This window comes from Flavobacterium sp. RSP49, assembly GCF_003968735.1.
Lineage (GTDB): Bacteria > Bacteroidota > Bacteroidia > Flavobacteriales > Flavobacteriaceae > Flavobacterium.
This window is the reverse complement of the sequence record NZ_RYDN01000018.1, coordinates 16913-36645: the sequence shown is the minus strand read 5'-3', so window position 1 is coordinate 36645 and position 19733 is coordinate 16913. Positions and strand designations below refer to the sequence as shown.

At 34.6% G+C, this 19733-nt stretch carries 17 protein-coding genes; 13 read left to right on the top strand and 4 right to left on the bottom strand.

The features are described 5' to 3' along the window. Positions 1-114 precede the first annotated feature (114 nt). Complete coding sequence (locus tag EKM02_RS09945) at positions 115-525, bottom strand: OsmC family protein (RefSeq protein WP_126454715.1); 411 nt, start codon at positions 523-525, stop codon at positions 115-117. Positions 526-768: 243 nt separating this feature from the next. Between EKM02_RS09945 and EKM02_RS09940 the strand changes: the two genes are divergently transcribed. From EKM02_RS09940 to EKM02_RS09930, 3 genes are read left to right on the top strand one after another with little or no spacing between them, the layout of a single operon-like run. Next, positions 769-1389: a hypothetical protein gene (locus EKM02_RS09940; protein ID WP_126454713.1), complete on the top strand. Its 621-nt coding sequence runs from the start codon at positions 769-771 to the stop codon at positions 1387-1389. Between the two features lie 40 nt (positions 1390-1429). Beyond that, positions 1430-1813, top strand: coding sequence for a hypothetical protein (locus EKM02_RS09935; RefSeq protein WP_126454711.1), 384 nt, complete (start codon positions 1430-1432; stop codon positions 1811-1813). Positions 1814-1827: 14 nt separating this feature from the next. Continuing rightward, positions 1828-2295, top strand: a complete 468-nt coding sequence (locus tag EKM02_RS09930) for a PEGA domain-containing protein (protein WP_126454709.1) — start codon at positions 1828-1830, stop codon at positions 2293-2295. A gap of 249 nt (positions 2296-2544) precedes the next feature. Here the strand turns inward: EKM02_RS09930 and EKM02_RS09925 are convergent, their stop codons facing one another. Beyond that, complete coding sequence (locus tag EKM02_RS09925) at positions 2545-3603, bottom strand: sensor histidine kinase (protein WP_126454707.1); 1059 nt, start codon at positions 3601-3603, stop codon at positions 2545-2547. Positions 3604-4261: 658 nt separating this feature from the next. On the opposite strand from EKM02_RS09925, the gene panB reads away from it, so the two are divergent. From panB to EKM02_RS09890, 7 genes are all read left to right on the top strand, one after another. Next, complete coding sequence (gene panB, locus EKM02_RS09920) at positions 4262-5080, top strand: 3-methyl-2-oxobutanoate hydroxymethyltransferase (protein WP_126454705.1); 819 nt, start codon at positions 4262-4264, stop codon at positions 5078-5080. A gap of 31 nt (positions 5081-5111) precedes the next feature. Continuing rightward, on the top strand, positions 5112-5801 hold the full coding sequence (locus EKM02_RS09915; RefSeq protein ID WP_126454703.1) for an RluA family pseudouridine synthase: 690 nt from the start codon (positions 5112-5114) through the stop codon (positions 5799-5801). A gap of 71 nt (positions 5802-5872) precedes the next feature. Beyond that, entirely contained in the window at positions 5873-7213 is a 1341-nt protein-coding gene (locus EKM02_RS09910) for a hypothetical protein (RefSeq protein ID WP_234423176.1), read from the top strand. Between the two features lie 25 nt (positions 7214-7238). Further along, positions 7239-8567 (top strand): aldehyde dehydrogenase, encoded by a 1329-nt coding sequence (locus EKM02_RS09905; RefSeq protein WP_126454701.1) that lies wholly within the window; start codon positions 7239-7241, stop codon positions 8565-8567. Positions 8568-8857: 290 nt separating this feature from the next. Then, positions 8858-9088 (top strand): nitroreductase family protein, encoded by a 231-nt coding sequence (locus EKM02_RS15025; RefSeq protein WP_234423175.1) that lies wholly within the window; start codon positions 8858-8860, stop codon positions 9086-9088. Between the two features lie 33 nt (positions 9089-9121). Continuing rightward, positions 9122-9904, top strand: coding sequence for a hypothetical protein (locus EKM02_RS09895; protein WP_126454699.1), 783 nt, complete (start codon positions 9122-9124; stop codon positions 9902-9904). A gap of 409 nt (positions 9905-10313) precedes the next feature. Beyond that, the gene (locus EKM02_RS09890; RefSeq protein ID WP_126454697.1) at positions 10314-11603 is read left to right on the top strand and encodes a DEAD/DEAH box helicase; all 1290 of its coding nucleotides are present in this window, start codon (positions 10314-10316) and stop codon (positions 11601-11603) included. Positions 11604-12071: 468 nt separating this feature from the next. Here EKM02_RS09890 and EKM02_RS09885 read toward each other — a convergent pair whose 3' ends face one another. Then, positions 12072-12857: a pseudouridine synthase gene (locus EKM02_RS09885; RefSeq protein ID WP_126454695.1), complete on the bottom strand. Its 786-nt coding sequence runs from the start codon at positions 12855-12857 to the stop codon at positions 12072-12074. A 129-nt stretch (positions 12858-12986) separates the two neighbouring features. Further along, a complete protein-coding gene (locus EKM02_RS09880) occupies positions 12987-14522 on the bottom strand; it encodes a YifB family Mg chelatase-like AAA ATPase (RefSeq protein WP_126454693.1) in 1536 nt (511 codons plus the stop codon). 232 nt (positions 14523-14754) lie between these two features. On the opposite strand from EKM02_RS09880, the gene EKM02_RS09875 reads away from it, so the two are divergent. Genes EKM02_RS09875 through EKM02_RS09865 form a run of 3 tightly spaced genes read left to right on the top strand, consistent with a single transcriptional unit; the run spans position 14755 to position 19486 of the window. Next, complete coding sequence (locus EKM02_RS09875; protein ID WP_126454691.1) at positions 14755-17751, top strand: amidohydrolase family protein; 2997 nt, start codon at positions 14755-14757, stop codon at positions 17749-17751. Positions 17752-17795: 44 nt separating this feature from the next. Then, positions 17796-19100 carry an amidohydrolase family protein gene (locus EKM02_RS09870; protein WP_126454689.1) on the top strand — a complete coding sequence of 435 codons (1305 nt, stop codon included), beginning with the start codon at positions 17796-17798 and terminating at the stop codon, positions 19098-19100. 8 nt (positions 19101-19108) lie between these two features. Continuing rightward, positions 19109-19486 carry a PH domain-containing protein gene (locus tag EKM02_RS09865; protein WP_126454687.1) on the top strand — a complete coding sequence of 126 codons (378 nt, stop codon included), beginning with the start codon at positions 19109-19111 and terminating at the stop codon, positions 19484-19486. Positions 19487-19733 lie beyond the last annotated feature (247 nt).

Genomic DNA, 19733 nt, shown 5'->3' with positions numbered 1-19733 from the left:
AACTAATTGTACATTAAGTAAAAAGATCTGTAATTCTGTTTTTTTTAGTTCATCAAACACATAAAAAAAGGCTCAATTTAAAATTAAATCGAGCCTTTTTGATGCCTATATTTTTTAAACTAAGGTAGCAGTCGAAGAAATTGCAGCATTTAAGACTTTAGAAATAGGACAATTTTTTTCTGCTTTAGTTACTAATTGTTGAAAAGCATCTTCTGTTATTCCGCCAATTTTTGCTTGAAGCATCAGGTGTGAGGTAACAATTGTTCCATCAACTAAATCAATGTCGCATTTGGTTTCTATACTTTCGATTTCAAACCCTTCTTCACTAATGTAGGCCGAAAGTTGCATCGTAAAACAGCCAGCGTGTGCTGCAGCGATAAGCTCTTCAGGATTAGTCCCCACTCCTTCTTCAAAACGAGATTTGAATGAATATTGGGTATCTTTAAGTGTGGTACTTTGTGTGGTTAGTTTTCCGGCTCCTTCTTTGAGTGAACCATTCCAGACTGCGGTTGCATTTCTTTTCATAATTATAAATTTTCTATTTTACCAAATTTAGTTCTTTTTAAAAAAAATAGTATCGGATATCCGTTTTTTTTAACTAATATTTAAACTTAAATCAAAAAAAAATAAACAAAAACGTGGTTAAAATAAATACTGTTTAATTTTAATAGTATCAGTAAATTATTTATGTTTGCTTTTTGAAAAAGTATACTTTACTTACAAAAAAAACTAATTGACAACAAATAAAAAAAACTAATTAATCAGCAAATGAAATTAACTAAAATTATTTTTTTATTATCGACTATAATTGCATTAAACAGCTGTGCTTCAGCGTACAAATCAATACATCCCGCTTCACTTAATTACATTTCGAACAACATACTTCATGGAGTAACGCTGGAATACAAATATGATTTATTAAATAAGAAATACGCAAAGAAAGAGACTAAAAAAGGGCTTCGAATAGTAGCTATTAAAGTAAAAAACGACACTGAAAAAGATTTGGTTTTTGGAAAAGATATAAAATTAAATTTTGAAAGTGGAAATGAATTGTATCTATTGGAGAATGAAAAAACATTCAAATCTTTAAAACAGAGCCCAGCCTCCTATTTGTTTTATTTATTATTATCTCCAATTCAATTTTTTACTACAAAAACCAATTCAAACGGAATGACGGAGCAAACTAGCTCGACACCAATAGGATTGATTATTGGACCCGGATTAGCCTTAGGAAATATGATTGTTGCGAGTAATGCCAATAAAAAGTTCAAAACTGAGCTGAACGATTATTCCATTAATGGCAAAATAATAAAAAAAGGAGAAACTGTTTTTGGGCTTATTACTTTCCAGTCTGATAATTATGGTGCTATTAAAGTTAGAGTAGAATAAAAATTCCCCGTATAATAATAATAACCAATTCCATCTGACAATGAAAAGATTATCTCTTCTCGTTTTTGTGTTTTTAGCTTTTAGCTGTAGTCCAAAAATCACTTCTAATTTTGAATCCTCAGAAAAACCTCTTACAATTGAAGACCCCGTAGTCTTTCTTGATGTTCATCATGCAATTCCTGAAGGTGCCAAAAAAATAGGAAATGCCAGATATCAGGACAGTGGTTTCACAACCGATTGTGATTTTAACTCACACCTGACAAAAACCCGAAAATTAGCCCGAGAAAAAGGCGCTAATCTTGTAAAAGTAACCGAAAAGAGAACTCCCGATATATGGAGTCTTTGTTATCGCATCAAAGTAGATTTCTTTTACTATGACGGCGACGTAACCACGATCCCCCAATATAAATTACAACTTAATTAATTATACACACTCTAATGAAAAAAACAATTCTTATCTCTACATTATCCCTAGCGCTACTAATGAGTAGTTGTGCTACAATTGTTTCCGGATCTAAACAAAAAGTAAATTTTAGAAGCAACCCTGCGGCGGCCTCTATTTTTATTGATGAAATCGAAGTAGGAAAAACGCCTTTTGAAATCAAACTGGAACGAAAAAAAGAACATCATGTGATGATTAAATTAGAAGGATACCAAACATTTGAAACTAACTTAACTAAAAAATTCAATGCTTGGTATATTGGAAATATTTTATTTGGTGGCTTGATTGGTATCATTGTAGATCCTATTACCGGGGCAATTTACAACTTAACGCCAAAAGAAGTCAATGCTGAAATGAATAGAGGAACCGCTTTCAAAATAAATAAAAGTGAAGTGTACATCGCAGTCGCTTTAAATATAGATCCAAACTGGAAAAAAGTGGGTCAATTAAAAAAAACGAACTAATACAAAGTATTTACACCGATAGCTAAGGAATCACAATGCGGTTTAGGTGTTATAAAAAACACCTTTTTACCGTTCTCTTTTTATCCCTGCTAATCATAAACCAAAAGCTGTAACGCTATTCCAAATCAAGAATAGAATTACAGCTTTATTTTTTAGTTCACCGAATAATCTTATTTTTTGCAGTGCTTTAACTATTTTTCGTGGATTTCGTCTGCCCTAAAAAGGACAAAACACATTTGAAAACTATTTTTAGCCCTTTTTTGTATCAAAAACAATTGAAAAAGTAGCCCCTTTATTGGTCCCACTGCTTTCTGCATCAATTACACCGTTGTGCCGTTCTACTATTTTTTTGCACAAATACAATCCAATTCCTGTAGAAGGCTCATTTGAAGTGCCCGACATGCTCATTTTAGTGAATTTTTTAAATAATTCGCCACTCTGTTTTTGATCAAAACCTACTCCTGTATCCTTCACTTTTAAATACAGCTTACTATCATCAAGATAAACATGAACTTCAATTTCACTATCCGGATAGGAAAATTTTATAGCATTATCAATAACGTTTACTAAAACTCGAATCAACAAATCATCATCAATTTTCAAAAGTGCCTCCTTTACGTCAATTGATAAAACTAGTTTAATATTTTTGACCACTAACACCTGATCCAATTGTTTTGCCACCATAGAAAAAACAGGTAAAAACTGAATTAAGGAAACCTGAGAATTTCTTTTGATAATTTGATCTTGTTCCTTTAATAATGTGATAAAACGTTCAATATAATGAAATTGTTCACTACTGGATTGAGCTATTAACTCCGCTAATTCTTTTATATAATCCGAAGATTCCTCCTCTAAAATAAGCAATGCGGCCGATTTTAAATTTCCTACAAAATTTCTTAGATCATGCGAAAGCAAATAAACTAAATCTTGTTTTTCAATGATGAAATTTTCGTTATCAGCTATTGATTCTTGAATATTACTCATTAACAACCCTGCTTCATCCGAAAAATTAGTGGGCAAGGAAGGTATTGTCCTGTCTTTCCGATACGCAATTAATGACCTGGAAGCTAATTCAATAGGTTTAATTAGTTTCTTTAAAAAAAATAAAGTGACTGCTGTTGCCAATAAAGTAGTAATCAACGCAAAAATTAAAATAGAATCGGCTGAAATCGCTTTACGTCCATAAAGTACAAAAAATAACAATCCAATTAATGGAATATGAATGCCTACAAATGCAACAAACAGGAATTTGAAGGCATAACTATTTTTAAGAAAACCAATCCGAGACAATTTTTTATACAACTGCATAAATTTATTCTTTTTAACGTGTAAATGTATTAGTAAAAAATTATAGAACGCAAAAATTCCAATTAATTTTTATCTTATCGGTAACACACGATGAATATTCTAAAAAAAACTCATCAAGCTACCTTCTGCGAGTGTCAATAAGGTAAATAATTTTCCAATGGTTGTCTTTTTTGAAAAGTGCAAACGCGTTCACCCTACTATGACTTAATGCACCATTAACATAAAACTCATAAGGTGTCCAGACATGCGCTATGGCTCCATCTTTTTGAATAAAGTACCTGATAATTTTTCAGGAAATTTAAATTCAATAGAATGGAATGGAAGCAATGGATTTATAAAATGCCCCCTAATTTTTTCATGAGAAAACAAAGTGTTCTTTTCATTCTCAGCACTGGATTGAAGTATAAATGTATCGTCACAAAGCAAATACAATTGAAGTGAATCTCTGGTCTAAAAAACTTGAAAAAAAATATCAATTACGCTTTCAACTTATTGATTTTAAGAATAGTAATATTTTGATTAAAGCAATAAAGTAAGTACTAGTGTTTTTCGTATGATTAATTTATTGATTAATTTGTATCCGAAACAATATTAGTGTTACATTTTTAACCAAAAATTATACAATTGAGTACCTTTACCTTCTCAAATAAAAGGAAATATGTCTGTCGCAAAAAAAGATTATAAAAGGATTACTACAAAATCATTGATTGAAATGAAGGCTAATGGAGAAAAAATTTCGATGCTCACCGCATACGATTACACCATGGCAAAAATCGTTGATACGGCAGGAGTTGATGTAATATTAGTGGGAGACTCCGCTTCAAATGTTATGGCTGGTCATGAAACTACATTACCTATTACGCTGGATCAAATGATCTATCATGCCTCCTCTGTGGTAAGAGCCATTGAAAGAGCTTTGGTAGTCGTGGATTTACCCTTTGGAAGTTACCAATCAGATCCAAAAGAAGCCTTGCGCTCTGCCATCAGAATCATGAAAGAAAGCGGTGGTCATGCCGTAAAACTAGAAGGTGGTAAAGAAATTAAAGACTCTATCAAGAAAATATTAAACGCCGGAATTCCAGTTATGGGACATTTAGGCTTAACACCACAATCCATTTATAAATTTGGAACCTACACCGTTCGCGCCAAAGAAGAGGAAGAAGCACATAAATTAATCGAAGATGCTAAATTACTGGAAAGACTAGGCTGTTTTGCTTTAGTTTTAGAAAAAATTCCAGCTCATTTAGCCGAAAAAGTAGCTCAAAGCATATCGATTCCTGTTATTGGAATTGGTGCTGGTGGTGGTGTTGACGGACAAGTTTTAGTAATTCATGATATGTTAGGCATGAACAACGAATTCAGTCCGCGTTTCTTAAGAAGGTATATGAATTTATATGATGGTATGACAACGGCCATTGGCCAATATGTTGCAGATGTAAAATCAAGTGATTTCCCGAATGCTAATGAACAATATTAAACCCCCTAACCCCCTAAAAGGGAATTGAAAAATGAAAATAATTTCTACTAAAAACAACCTGCAAATACTTCACGAAGACAATCATCTTCTTGTAATTAACAAACGCGTAGGAGATATTGTTCAAGGGGATAAAACGGGGGATAAACCCTTATCAGATGTGGTTAAAGAATACATCAAAGATAAATACAACAAACCCGGGGAGGTTTTCCTGGGTGTTGTACACCGCTTAGATCGACCAACAACCGGAATAGTAGTATTTGCTCGAACCAGTAAAGCTCTGACTCGAATGAATGAATTATTCAGTACCCGAGAAACTCAAAAAACATATTGGGCCATCGTCAAAAACAAACCTGCCAAGGCAACAGATAAACTCGTTCATTATTTAAAAAGAAACGAAAAAAACAATAGTTCAAAAGCGCATGAAAAAGAAGTTCCTGACAGCAAATTAGCCAGTTTAGAGTATACAATTATCAAAGAACTAAACAACTACTATGCTCTTGAGATCAATCTTCATACGGGAAGACACCATCAAATAAGGGCACAACTTTCAGCGATTGAATCGCCAATTAAAGGGGATTTAAAATATGGTTTTGATCGTAGCAATCCAGATGGAGGTATTCATTTGCATGCTCGAAAATTGATGTTCGTCCATCCAGTTACAAAGGAAAATATAAAAATAATTGCCCCTACTCCAAATGATGTGATCTGGAATGCCATTTGACACTAAAAAATAGTATTTTTACTTTCAAGCTTTCAATAACTCAATAATAAATATTCAAAAAAACAAATTGTATGAAAAAACTACCTATTATTTTTTGTTTCGTTTCGTTCTTAAACATGACCGCTCAAGACCATTTTTCAGGAATCAATATGTCTACTAGAGTCGGAATAATAAATGCTGGCATGAATCCTGCGGAACTGTCTAATTTAAGTTCAAAATATGAAATAAATATTTTTTCGGCTAGTGTAATTGCTTCTAATAATAAAATAGGATTTAGTGATATTGTTAATGGCGAAAATTTAGAGAATTTGTTATTTACAGGAAACACCCCGGTAAATATGCGCGTAGACGCAGAAATATACGGTCCTGGTTTTGCTATGAAAATGAACAAATGGGCTTTTGGCTTTACTACAAAAGCTACTGCGAAATTAAATTTAATTGATATTGACCCACAACTTGGTGCGGCGATCAATACCGGAAATCTTATTGGCTCTTCATCGATAAGCAATGACTACAACCAACGTTTAAATGGTACAAGCTGGGGAGAATTAGGATTCTCCGCCGCCAGAAACGTATTCGAAAATGAACACCATAAATTTAATGCGGGTGCTACCTTGAAATTATTATTTCCAGGCTCGTACACCAACTTAGGCTTGGATCAATTTCAGGGAACCATTAATACCATAGGTGCCGAAGCGTTTTTAAATAATACTCAAGCTACAATGAACATTGCGTATTCCGGAAACTTCAACGATGGTTTTACTGATTTTAATAATTATGCTGAATCCGTTTTTGGAAAATTAAACGGAGTTGCAGCTGATTTTGGCGTAAATTACCAATGGAAAGACCAAGACGATTACAAAATCAATGCGGGTATCGCAGTGCGAAATATTGGTACGATGACCTTCAAGGATGATGCAAATTCCTCTACTAATTATGCATTAAACATACAGTCTACTTTTTCTAACCCAAATGGTTTAGCATTAAGCCAATTTCAAAACACTACTACTTTAAAGGAAGTAGAAACCATTTTAGTAAACGACGGATACTTAACTAAAACCAAATCTAGCAAAAACTTCAAAGTAACCTTACCCACTGTTTTCTCTGCCTATGCAGATATAAAAGTAATTCCTAAATTTTTTGTTGCGCTTTACACACAACAAAAATTAAAAGATGATACCAGCGATAATCAGGTGACAACACAAAATGTGGTTTCTATTACACCTCGTTTTTCTTTGAAAAATTATGAAATTTATTCCTCTTGGTCAGATAACGAAATTTCTGGAATTACCGGTGGTGTTGGATTTAGAGTCTATGGCTTTTATATGGGATCCAGTTCTATAGTGACTGCTTTGGCCAGCGACAGTAAACAAGCTGATTTTTATGTAGGCTACCGACTCGGGTTAAAATAATAAATCTGTACCTTTAAAACATAATATGAAAAATGAAAATAGTGTAGACTACCGAAAAGAATCTTTAAAAAAACTATTGTATACCATCATAAAACAGGAACAAGCAATTATTAAAGCGCTCTACGATGATTTTAAAAAACCAGCCTTTGAAGCCGTTTTAACAGAAACAAATTATGTCATAAGTGATTTAAAAGAAACCATTAAAAATATTGATTCTTGGGCTAAACCCAAAAAAGTTCTCGCTTCTTTTTTGAATTTTCCATCGTCAGATTACATATATAGTGAGCCTTACGGAAATGTATTGATCATTTCGCCTTGGAATTATCCGTTTCAATTGGCCTTATGCCCTCTGATTGCTGCTGTTGCTGCCGGAAATAAAGTAACCCTAAAACCCTCTGAACTTACCCCAAATACGTCTACTATAATAGCGAAAATTATAAATGAAACTTTCCCTGTAAAAGATGTCGTCGTCATTACCGGAAACGCGACTGTTGCACAGGAATTATTAATAAAACGTTGGGATTATATTTTTTTTACAGGAAGTGTTGCCGTTGGCAGAATTGTAGCAAAAGCTGCAGCCGAAAACCTAACTCCAGTTACGCTGGAATTAGGCGGAAAAAGTCCTTGTATTGTTGATGAAACTGCCAATTTAGAATTGAGTGCCCGCCGCATTGTCTGGGGAAAAATTATAAATGCCGGACAAACATGTGTTGCCCCTGATTACATAGTGGTGCACCATAAAATGAAAGCTACTTTCATAACTTTACTAATTCTGGAAATTGAAAAGGCACTAGGTCCAAATCCGGAAGAATCCCCTGATTACGCCAGAATTATCAATTTGAAAAACTGGCAACGCCAATTGCATCTATTGGAAAACCAAAAAATACTTTTTGGAGGTCACTACAATAAAGACACTTTATTCCTTGCTCCTACGCTATTGGACGAGCCAAAAATGGATAGTCCAGTGATGACCGAAGAAATTTTTGGTCCCATACTTCCTATACTTTCATACCATTCAGAGGCAGATATTGAAAAAATAATTTTAAGTTTCGAAAAACCATTATCGTTGTATTTATTCTCGCAAAACAAATCTTTTATTGCAGAAGTTTTGCAAAAATATTCTTTTGGTGGTGGCTGTATCAATGATACCGTAATCCATTTAGCGAATAATCGCTTGCCTTTTGGCGGTGTTGGTACTTCAGGAATGGGAGCCTATCACGGAAAACGGAGTTTTGATACTTTTTCGCATAAAAAAGCCATTGTAAAAAGAGGGACATGGCTGGATTTACCCATTCGGTATGCGCCTTACAAAGACAAATTAAAGACCTTTCAAAAAATATTAAAATGGATGTAACCCATAAAAAAACCGTCAGTGCATCCATAAAATACCGACGCTAGGTTCGGGTTTTTAAAAATGAAACTATTGATGTAAAAAAAGTAAAAAGTGTATTTACTTAGCCACGATATGGCAACAAGCCACAAGCAGAATATTTAAAAAGAGAACAATTTGCTTTATATTATTATCAAAAAATCGTTCCGTCGATTTACTTTGATATCACAGGAATTACTGCAATGATCAAATTCATTGCTTTCTAAGTTATTGGGTTATTCAGACCCATATAGAGACAGGCAAGACAAAGCGGCATGCGCATTGTAGCCCATAAAAGCGCCAGACTTGCGGGACAAAACTTCATGATCAGCATGACTGCCATAAACTATGATACGTGCCAAATGGAAGGTTTCGATTCGCTACGAATAAAAAAAATATTACATTTACAGGCATCATCCGAATTTAATATGCTATTGGGTAGCGGAAAAGGAGTGTACGGAAAACGATTCAGAGTTCCTATTGAATGCGTTTATTTTGAAAAATAACAAAATAATTAACCCACTAAAACGACCAATAAAATGTTAAAAACTACACAAGACCGAATACATGAAATAGAAAAAAATGGATATCCTTTAGATTTTGGAATCGTTTTTAACCATGCTTTTGAAAATTATAAAAAAATTGCGATTTATGCTGGTTTAATTATTTTTGTGTTTTTTATTATGCTGATTGTTTTTGTATCAGTAATACTTGTTGCCTTTTTTGATTTTGCCATGATACTGGAAAAAATGAAACCGGAAAATTTACAACCGGAAAATTTAAGTTTAAACTTTATTTTAATTGTATCCGGGATTTCTGTTTTACTATCGAGTTTATTTAGTCCTATAAGTGCCGGTTTAATTAAAATGGCGTATTGTGCTGAAAGAGATGAAGAATTTCATGTATCAACCATGTTTGAATACTATAAAATATCGTATTTCAAAGAACTCTTCATTGCTACTTTACTAATTTCAATTTTTAGTACCTTACTATCATCATTGATTGACTATGCGCAAATACCCTTCGTCGGATTTATTATCACGGTAACCATAACATTAATCACGATACTGACCATTCCACTTATTATTTTTGGAAACTTAAATGCAATTGAAGCTGTAAAATCAAGCATACTAATCGTGGCAAAACAACCGCTTATTTTGCTGGGTTTATTGGTAGTAGGTGCCATTTCTACATTAGTGGGACTCATCGGGTGTTGCGTTGGTATGGTCTTTACAGTACCCTTTATATATTCTTTATACTACGCCATTTATAGCGAAATTATTGGTTTTGAAACTACACCAGAAATGGAACAAATGTATTAATAAAACCGCTTTTTACTAAAAGTCAGAACAGAATTATACTTTAAAGCTAAACCTAGTCTTTAAATCTAACTAACAGTTTCTATGGTATTACACTGAACTTCCGCACAACGGACAGCTTGGTTTATGAAAGGATATTAAACGGGTGATATCTCTCAAGTAAATACTTTTGCAGGAATTAATGTAAGAAATATTTAATTTAGTATGAATACTGAACTTTACCTTATTTTCATTTTTTAACTTATATAATTAGTCCCCCTAAGGCTTTAGTAAAGGGTCAGACTAAAAATAGCGTACTCGCTTTACGTAAACAAAGTTTAACAATCAAACTATAACAGGGAAATTAGCAGTACCTTTGCGCCAAATTAAAGGAGTACACTAAATAATAGTGTTTGCTTCATAAACACCATTTATGTCATTTAACTCATTAGGCTTATCAGATTCTTTACTTAAAGCCATCAGCAAAAAAGGATACACAACCCCTTCTCCAATACAACAAAAAGCAATTCCACCCATTTTAGAAGGCAAAGATGTATTAGCATCCGCACAAACGGGAACAGGAAAAACGGCTGGTTTTACACTGCCTATTTTACAGTTATTATCGCAAGGGCAACAGTTGCGACAAAGGCCCATTCGTGCCTTAATATTAACGCCAACCAGAGAATTAGCCGCACAAATATTAGCCAATATAAAAGAATACAGTGCGTTTTTAGACTTAAACAGTACCGTTATTTTTGGAGGTGTAAACCAGAATCCACAAGTGACACAACTGCGTCAGGGTGTCGATATTTTAGTCGCCACACCCGGTCGGTTAATCGATTTGCAAAACCAAGGTTTAATATCGCTTGCTAAAGTTGAAATCTTAGTTTTAGATGAAGCGGATCGCATGCTAGATATGGGTTTTGTGCGAGACATTGAGCGCATTATAAAAGTATTACCTACAAAAAGGCAAAATCTGATGTTTTCGGCAACCTTTTCAACAGATATAAAGAAATTGGCCATGGGCATTTTGCATCATCCCGTTCATGTAGAAGCAACCCCAGAAAATACTACCGTGGATGCTATTACTCAAATAGTGTATCCTGTTGCTAAAGAGAAAAAAACTGAACTGATCATCAAATTGATTACAGAGGGAAACTGGAAACAAATTTTGGTTTTCACCCGTACGAAACAAGGTGCTAATAAGCTGACGGAAAGCATGATTAGCGCCGGAATCAAAGCAGCTGCTATTCACGGAAATAAAGGACAGGGAGCCCGCACGAAAGCCTTAGCGGGCTTCAAAGACGGAAGCTTGACCGCTTTAGTAGCGACGGATATTGCGGCGCGAGGTCTGGATATCCCATTATTACCGCATGTGGTCAATTTTGAATTACCCAACATCCCAGAAGATTACGTTCACCGCATAGGCCGGACAGGAAGAGCCGGAGCCAATGGAGAAGCTATTTCGTTATTCAGTCCGGACGAAACAGTCTTTCTACGTGATATAGAAAAATTAGTGGGTTTGAAATTACCGAAAGAAAACATCAAAGGTTTCGAGCCAGATCCTAACGCTTCCAAAGAACCTATCAAACAAGGACAAGGAAGACAACAACGCGATTCAACTCCGCGAAAACCAAAAACAGAGACTACAAACCGCACCAGCAATAACAGTTTTGGTCCAAGACGCCCGAGTCAAAATAACGACAGACGTTCTAATAGATAACAACTAAGAAAATACTTTTTTTTTAGGAGCAGAACGAGTTCGTTTTTTAAGAACGTATTTCCCGCTATACATTAAAATCCTTATTAGGGCTGAACACCAGCCCTAATAAGGATTTTCATTTCTATCGGGGCTATTTAGATCGTTTTTATTTTTATAATAGCATTTTGTATTCAACTCTTTGAAAAACAAAATCGAGCTCGTTTCCCGCTGCCCGCTACGAAAAGTCTCCGACTTTGAGTATGTGTTTTTCAGTCTCCGACTGATCTTAAAATTCAAAAATTCAAAAAACAAAATCGGTTAAAAACCGAAAGTCACTTCCTCAAAATCCGAGATTTTGTGGAACGTTGTGATAAACATCTGAAATTAAAAATTGTTGATCAAAAACCCCAACTCTGCTCCACTTTACACTGAAAACTGTTGTTCCCAAATACAACAATAATTTAAAGCTTTATTTTACAAATAAGTATTCTATTCATATGTAGATAATATTTGTTTTTTATAGCAATATGGTATCGCCAGATCTTCATTGGTGTTTGCGACAGCTTCTGTAATGACGATTTCATACGTATTCAAATCTAGCTTAAGAATAGTACCTACTCTGCTAAACTCTTCATTAATCTTTGCATTCAAGATTAGTTGTTCATTTGTTATTGGATGATTAAAAATTAACTGATGTGCATGAAGCATCATTCCTTTCAGTTCAAAATTCTCCAACCATAATTTATTTTGCTTGTTACAACCATGTGGCCGACTTCCTAAAATGGGATGAAAAATATGTTTAAAATGTTTTCGTAATTGATGCATACGTCCAGTTTCAGGAATCGCTTCTACCAAACAATATCGTGACGTTGGTTGATTGTTAAAATCTAACTCAATTTCGGTAGTTTGCAATCGATGAAAGTAGGTTATTGCATTTTGTATAACACCATCATCATTGGTTAAATCATAATCAATCGTTAGTTCTTCGGGTGACCAACCACGTAAAATTGCTAAATACTTTTTTTCGACTTCGCGTGTGGCAAAACGATCATTCATAATTTTTAAAACCTTTTTATCCAACGCAAATAACAAGATACCAGATGTTTTGCGATCTAACCGATGAATAGGATAAACGTGTCTCCCTCCTATTTGATTTCTCAATTCTTGAATAGCAAAAACTTTTGCATCACGCGCATAGAATGATTTGTGAACCAACAAGCCACTTGGTTTATTAATTGCTATAATATATTCGTCTTGGTAAAGAATTTCTAACATTTGGCAAAAATAAAAGAGATTTCTATCGAAATCTCTTTTTTTAACTTATTTATTTCTATTCTTTTCTTTTTCCCCCGCTAGCGCGAAGGTATTCTCATTTTTGCAGCCGTGAAACATCTGAAATCTATTTTATCCCAACCACCCATCACGATCCAAACTTCTATATTGAATCGCTTCAGCAATGTGGCTGGAAACCACTATTGGAGCCGCATCGAGATCAGCGATCGTGCGTGCAACCTTCAAAATACGATCATAGGCTCGAGCCGATAAATTTAATCGTTCCATCGCTGTTTTCAATAATTGTTTTGAAACATCGTCCAAGGCACAATATTCCCGAATGTGTTTGGTATTCATTTGGGCATTGTAATGGATATTTTCCATTTGCTCAAAGCGTTCGGTTTGAATTTCACGAGCAGCTGTCACTCTTTTGCGAATGTCTACACTACTTTCTGCTTTTTGATCATCCGATAATTTTTCGAAAGGGACTGGTGTCACTTCGATATGAATATCAATTCTATCTAATAAAGGTCCCGAGATTTTACTCAAATACCGCTGCATTTCATGTGGTGAAGAGGTTTGCGGCGAATCCGGATCGTTGAAGAAACCACTTGGACTCGGATTCATACTGGCCACCAGCATAAACGAGGACGGATAAGTAACCGTAAACTTAGCTCTGGAAATGGTCACTTCTCGATCTTCTAATGGTTGGCGCATCACTTCCAGAACATCCCGTTTAAATTCCGGCAATTCATCCAGAAACAAAACGCCATTGTGCGCCATTGAAATTTCGCCGGGTTGCGGATAACTGCCGCCGCCAACAAGCGCCACATTCGAAATAGTATGGTGCGGGCTACGAAACGGACGCTGATTCATCAAACCTACTTCCTTCAATTTTCCGGCAACACTGTGAATTTTTGTGGTTTCTAATGCTTCACGCAACGTCATGGGAGGCAAAATACTAGGCAGTCGCTTAGCTAACATGGTTTTTCCGGCACCCGGTGGACCAATCAAGATAATATTATGCCCGCCGGCGGCCGCAATTTCCATACATCTTTTTATAGACTCCTGCCCCTTGACATCACTAAAATCAAATTCAGGAAAGTCTAATGTTTTATAAAATTCGGCTCTGGTATCGATTGTTGTTGGTTCCAAAGTCCCTTTTCCTTCTAGAAAGTCAATTACTTCCTGTATGTTTTCTATTCCATACACATTTAATCCTGCAACAATTGCTGCTTCTTTCACATTTTGCTTTGGAAGAAAAAAACCTTTAAAACCCTCTTCCTTTGCTTTGATAGCAATCGGCAAAGCGCCACGAATGGGTTGCAAACCTCCGTCAAGCGAAAGCTCTCCCATGATTACATACTGGTCAATTTCATCGGCTTTAATCTGCCCAGAGGCTACCAGAATACCAATTGTCAAAGTCAGATCATACGCAGAGCCCTCTTTCCGTAAATCTGCAGGAGCCATATTGATGGTTATTTTTTTGCCAGGCATTGAGTAACCATTATTTTTGAGCGCTGCCGCAATGCGGTAACTGCTTTCTTTAATAGCATTATCTGGTAATCCAACTAAATGGTATCCAATCCCTTTATCAATATTTACCTCAACGATAATTGTTGTGGCTTCAACGCCAAAAACTGCACTTCCAAAAACTTTAACTAGCATCTGTTTTTATTTTATTTTAAAATTAATGAAACTTTTCTTATTATTATTATAAATCTTACATAAATTCCAATAAAATAGTGAAAAGCAAAAATTTAATCAAAAAAAATAAAAATACTTTGATATACGGCCCAATACAGTACATTTTTCATAATTACGAAATGTTAAAATTAAAAAAAGTGAAGGTATACCATTAACATTTTTCTACTTTTAGAAAATAATTAGAAACCACACTATGAAAAAAATCCTACTCCTACTCTGTTTGAGCTTTTTGGTACCAAAAACCTATGCTCAGGAATACTTTCCCAATAATGAAGGTGTTCAAAACAAAAACACAAATTTCACTGCTTTTACCAACGCCAAAATTTATGTTACCCCAACACAAATTATTGATAAAGGAACTTTATTAATTCAAAACGGAAAAGTAATTGGTGCAGGTGCTACCATTACTATTCCTAACAATTGCGTTACTATAAATCTGGAAGGAAAATCAATATACCCCTCCTTTATTGACATTTATACCAGTTTTGGAATTGAAAAACCAAAAGGAATAACAAATACGGAAAGAAATCCTTTGTACGATACTAAAAGAGTGGGATATTATTGGAATGAAAGTATTCGCTCAGAAGTAAATGGATATGAAAGTTTTAAATACGACCCAACTAAAGCAGAGGAATTGTTAAAAGCAGGATTTGGTGTTGTAGGTACTCACGTTCCGGATGGAATTGCCCAAGGATCCGGAATGTTAATCGCTTTGAACAACGCTGATAAAAGCACACAATTATTATCTGACAAAATCACTAATCACTTTGCATTTACAAAAAGTGCCACTACAAATCAATCCTATCCTAGCTCATTAATGGGAATGATGGCCTTATTACGCCAAATGTACTTTGATTTAGATTGGTACAAAAAAGGGAATGCTGCAACCAAAGATTTATCATTAGAAGCCTTATCAAATAATGAAAAATTAGTTCAAATTTTTGCTTCGGAGGATAAATTAAATAGTGTTAGAGCTTCTAAAATAGCAAAAGAATTTGGATTGAACTATGTATTGAAAGGCATAGGAAATGAATTTGAAAGAATTGAAGAAATAAAAAAAACAAATTCTAAATTTATTATTCCAATCAATTTTCCTGAAGCTTATGATGTGTCTGATCCGTACCAAGCCAATCAAATGGAATTGAAAGATTTGCGTTTCTGGAATCAAGCCCCTACTAATTTAAAGGTTTTGTCTGATAACGGTATTGTTTTCGCCTTGACGACAGACAAATTAAAGAAGGTGGAAGATTTCAGAACCAATCTTCTAAGAGCCATTAAATATGGTTTTGATACAACCAAAGCATTAGAAGCACTGACAACAATTCCAGCATCAATTTTAGGAAAAAGCAACGAAATTGGAAGTTTAAAAACCGGAAGTCTAGCTAATTTTGTGATCACCTCCGGAGAAATATTCGAAGAAAAAACAATCGTTTACGAAAACTGGGTTCAAGGAAGTAAGTATGTCATCAATGATATTATGGTTAAAGACATTCGTGGCAAGTATGACTTAACGGTCAATAACACCAAATACAAATGGACTCTTGACGGCGACATAGCTGCACCAAAATCAGAAATCACAAGTGTTGATGCTAAAAAAATAAAGTCTAAACTTACTATTGCTAATAACTGGATTTCAATAATAATCAAACCCAATGATTCTACAAAAACCAGCTTTACAAGAGCAACAGGATACATAGACGATATTGAGAAAATTTCTGGAAAAGCAATTTTATTCAATGGAAATGAAGTGAAATGGAGCGCTGTAAAAACGGCTCCTTTTGTAAAAGCGGTTGATTCTTCAAAAATTGAAAAAAACAATATGATCCTCCCTACAACATTTCCAAATGTTGCCTTCGGGACGGTAAAAAAAGCAACACAACAGACACTTTTATTCAAAAATGCCACGGTTTGGACCAATGAAAAAGAAGGTGTATTAGAAGAAACAGATGTTTTAATCAAAAATGGAAAAATTGCTGCTATCGGCAAAAACCTTTCTGATGCTTCCGCCACAGTTTTAGATGCAAAAGGCAAACATTTGACCAGCGGAATAATCGATGAACATTCCCACATAGCCATTTCAAGAGGTGTCAATGAAGGGGGACACAACTCCAGTGCTGAAGTAACAATTGAGGATGTAGTCAATTCCGAAGACGTTAATATCTATAGAGATTTAGCTGGTGGTGTAACAACTTCGCAATTATTGCATGGTTCTGCTAATCCTATCGGAGGACGCTCTGCCATTGTAAAATGGAAATGGGGCGCTTCTGCAGAAGAAATGCTTTACAAAGACCAGCCAAAATTCATTAAATTTGCTTTAGGTGAAAATGTGAAACAAGCCAACTGGGGAATTACCAACCCTACTCGTTTTCCTCAAACAAGAATGGGTGTGGAACAGGTTTTTACAGATTATTTTCAACGTGCAAAAGAATATGACTTGGCTTGGAAAACTTATAATTCAAGTGGTAAAAAAGGAAAAGGGAAAGCGCCAAGGGTAGACTTAGAACTACAGACTCTAGCTGAAATCCTTAATAAGGAACGTTTCATTTCCTGCCACTCTTATGTACAATCTGAAATTTTGATGTTGATGAATGTTGCCGAAAAATTTAACTTTAGAGTAAATACCTTTACACATATCCTTGAAGGATACAAAGTAGCCGATGAAATGAAAAAACACGGAGTAGGAGCCTCGACGTTCTCGGATTGGTGGGCGTATAAATTTGAAGTGAATGATGCCATTCCCTTCAACGGTCCAATCATGCACAATGCGGGACTTGTAGTAGCCTATAACTCTGATGACGCTGAAATGTCCAGAAGATTAAATCAAGAAGCTGCAAAAGCAGTGAAATATGGAAACATTTCAGAAGAAGAAGCATGGAAATTCGTGACTTTGAATCCTGCAAAATTATTGCACATTGATGATAAAGTGGGAAGTATAAAAATAGGAAAAGATGCTGATGTAGTACTTTGGAACAACAATCCTTTATCTATTTATGCTAAAGCTGAAAAAACAATAATTGAAGGTGTCGTTTATTATGATGTGCAAAAAGATGAAGCACAAAGAGTAGCAGTTGCCAAAGAAAGAAATGAGTTAATAGGCCAACTATTGCAAGAAAAAAACAAAGGAATGATCACTCAAGAGCCTAAAAAGAAGGAAAAAATAGAATATCATTGTGATTCTTTGGAACATTAAGCTCAAGAAATCTACGTTTCTTAAATCTAAAACAACAAAATAGGATGAATAAAAATATATATATTTTACTATTGGTATTTAGCATATCAATACTTACAAAGGCACAGCAAGCTCCTGCTTCAAAACAATCAAAATCTATTTTAATTCTAAATGCAACAGCACATTTAGGAAATGGCGAAATAATCGAAAACAGTGCTATAGGATTTGTAGAAGGCAAAATTACATTAGTGGCAGATGCCCGATTAATAAAACTAGCTCAAGGAGCGTATGATATTACCATTGACGCCAGCGGAAAACACGTATATCCTGGATTTATAGCGCCCAATTCTACCTTGGGCTTAGTCGAAATAGATGCCATAAAATCTTCTGATGATGAAAGCGAAATAGGAAATATGAATCCTCACGTAAGAAGTATTATTGCCTATAATGCTGATTCAAAAGTAATTGAAACCATTAAACCAAACGGAATTTTGATGGCGCAAATTACCCCACGTGGCGGAAGAATTTCAGGCACTTCATCCATCGTTCAGCTTGATGCCTGGAACTGGAAGGATGCACTGATAAAAGAAAATGATGGGATTCATCTTAATTTCCCTTCTAGTTTTAAAAAAAGTGGTTCCTGGTTTGAACCCGGAACAATTGAAGCAAATAAAGACTATAGCAAACAACACTCAGAGATAACTACTTTTTTGACTAGCGCAAAAGCATACTTAGCAGATAGCCCCAAAGAAAGAAATTTGATTTTTGAGGCTACAAAAGGATTGTTTGACGGAAATCAAACCTTATTCATACACGCAAATGAAGAGAAACAAATTATTGATGCTATACAAATGGCAAAAGAAAATGGGGTTAAAAAAATAGTAATTGTTGGTGGTTATGAAGCGTATAAAACGGCTGACTTACTTCAAAAAAATAACATTGGAGTATTATTAAAAAGAGTGCATGATATGCCTGAAAATGAAGATCATGACATTGATTTACCGTACAAAAACGCTAAATTATTGACAGATAAAGGCGTTATTGTAGGCTTGGAAAACAGCGGATCCATGGAGCGTATGAATACGAGAAACTTACCTTTCCTGGCCGGAACATGTGCTGCTTATGGACTTGACAAAGAAAAAGCGCTACAACTAATAACATTCAATACCGCCAAATTATTAGGGATCGATAAACAATGTGGTACTTTAGAACAAGGAAAGGATGCTACCTTATTTATTTCTGAGGGTGATGCTTTAGACATGAGAACGAACAAACTAACTAATGCTTTTATTCAAGGCAGAATGATCAGTCTTGAAACACACCAAACAAAAATGAACGATATTTATAAAACAAAATACAATCAAAAATAACAAATACAATGGGACTATTTAACGCCATCCTGGGCAATGCCTCTGAAGTAAACATTAAAGATGTTACTACTGAATTTGAGCCAATATTAATTGATGGAGAAACAATCGAAAAAGCATATAAATTAATTCGGGATATGTTTGTTTTCACCAATAAAAGATTGATTCTGGTCGAAAAACAATTGGTTGGAACCAAGGTTGATTATATGTCAATTCCGTATTTGAGTATCAAAAAATTCTCTAAAGAAAGTGCTGGAATATTAGATATGGATGCCGAGTTGAAAATTTGGTTAAACAATGACGCAACCCCAATTGTAAAACAATTTGGTAAAGGTGGTAATAACATTAATGAAGTTTACAAACTTTTAAGCAAACATCTTTTAAAATAAGAATATCCTTTAGTTTTTGAAAAATGCATCACTTGTAGCTATACAATTGGTGCATTTTTTATATATCAAATTTTGTCTTAATGCTAAGTGCATTAAAATTCCCAGATTGGAAGTCTAATTTTTTACCACAAGACCCCAAGTATTCACTAAATTGGTAATTTTATTTAACTAGATTTTAATAAAAAACAAATTTTATCTTTAAAATATAAAATACCCATAAAAAAATAGGGGCTAGATTGCAAAAATC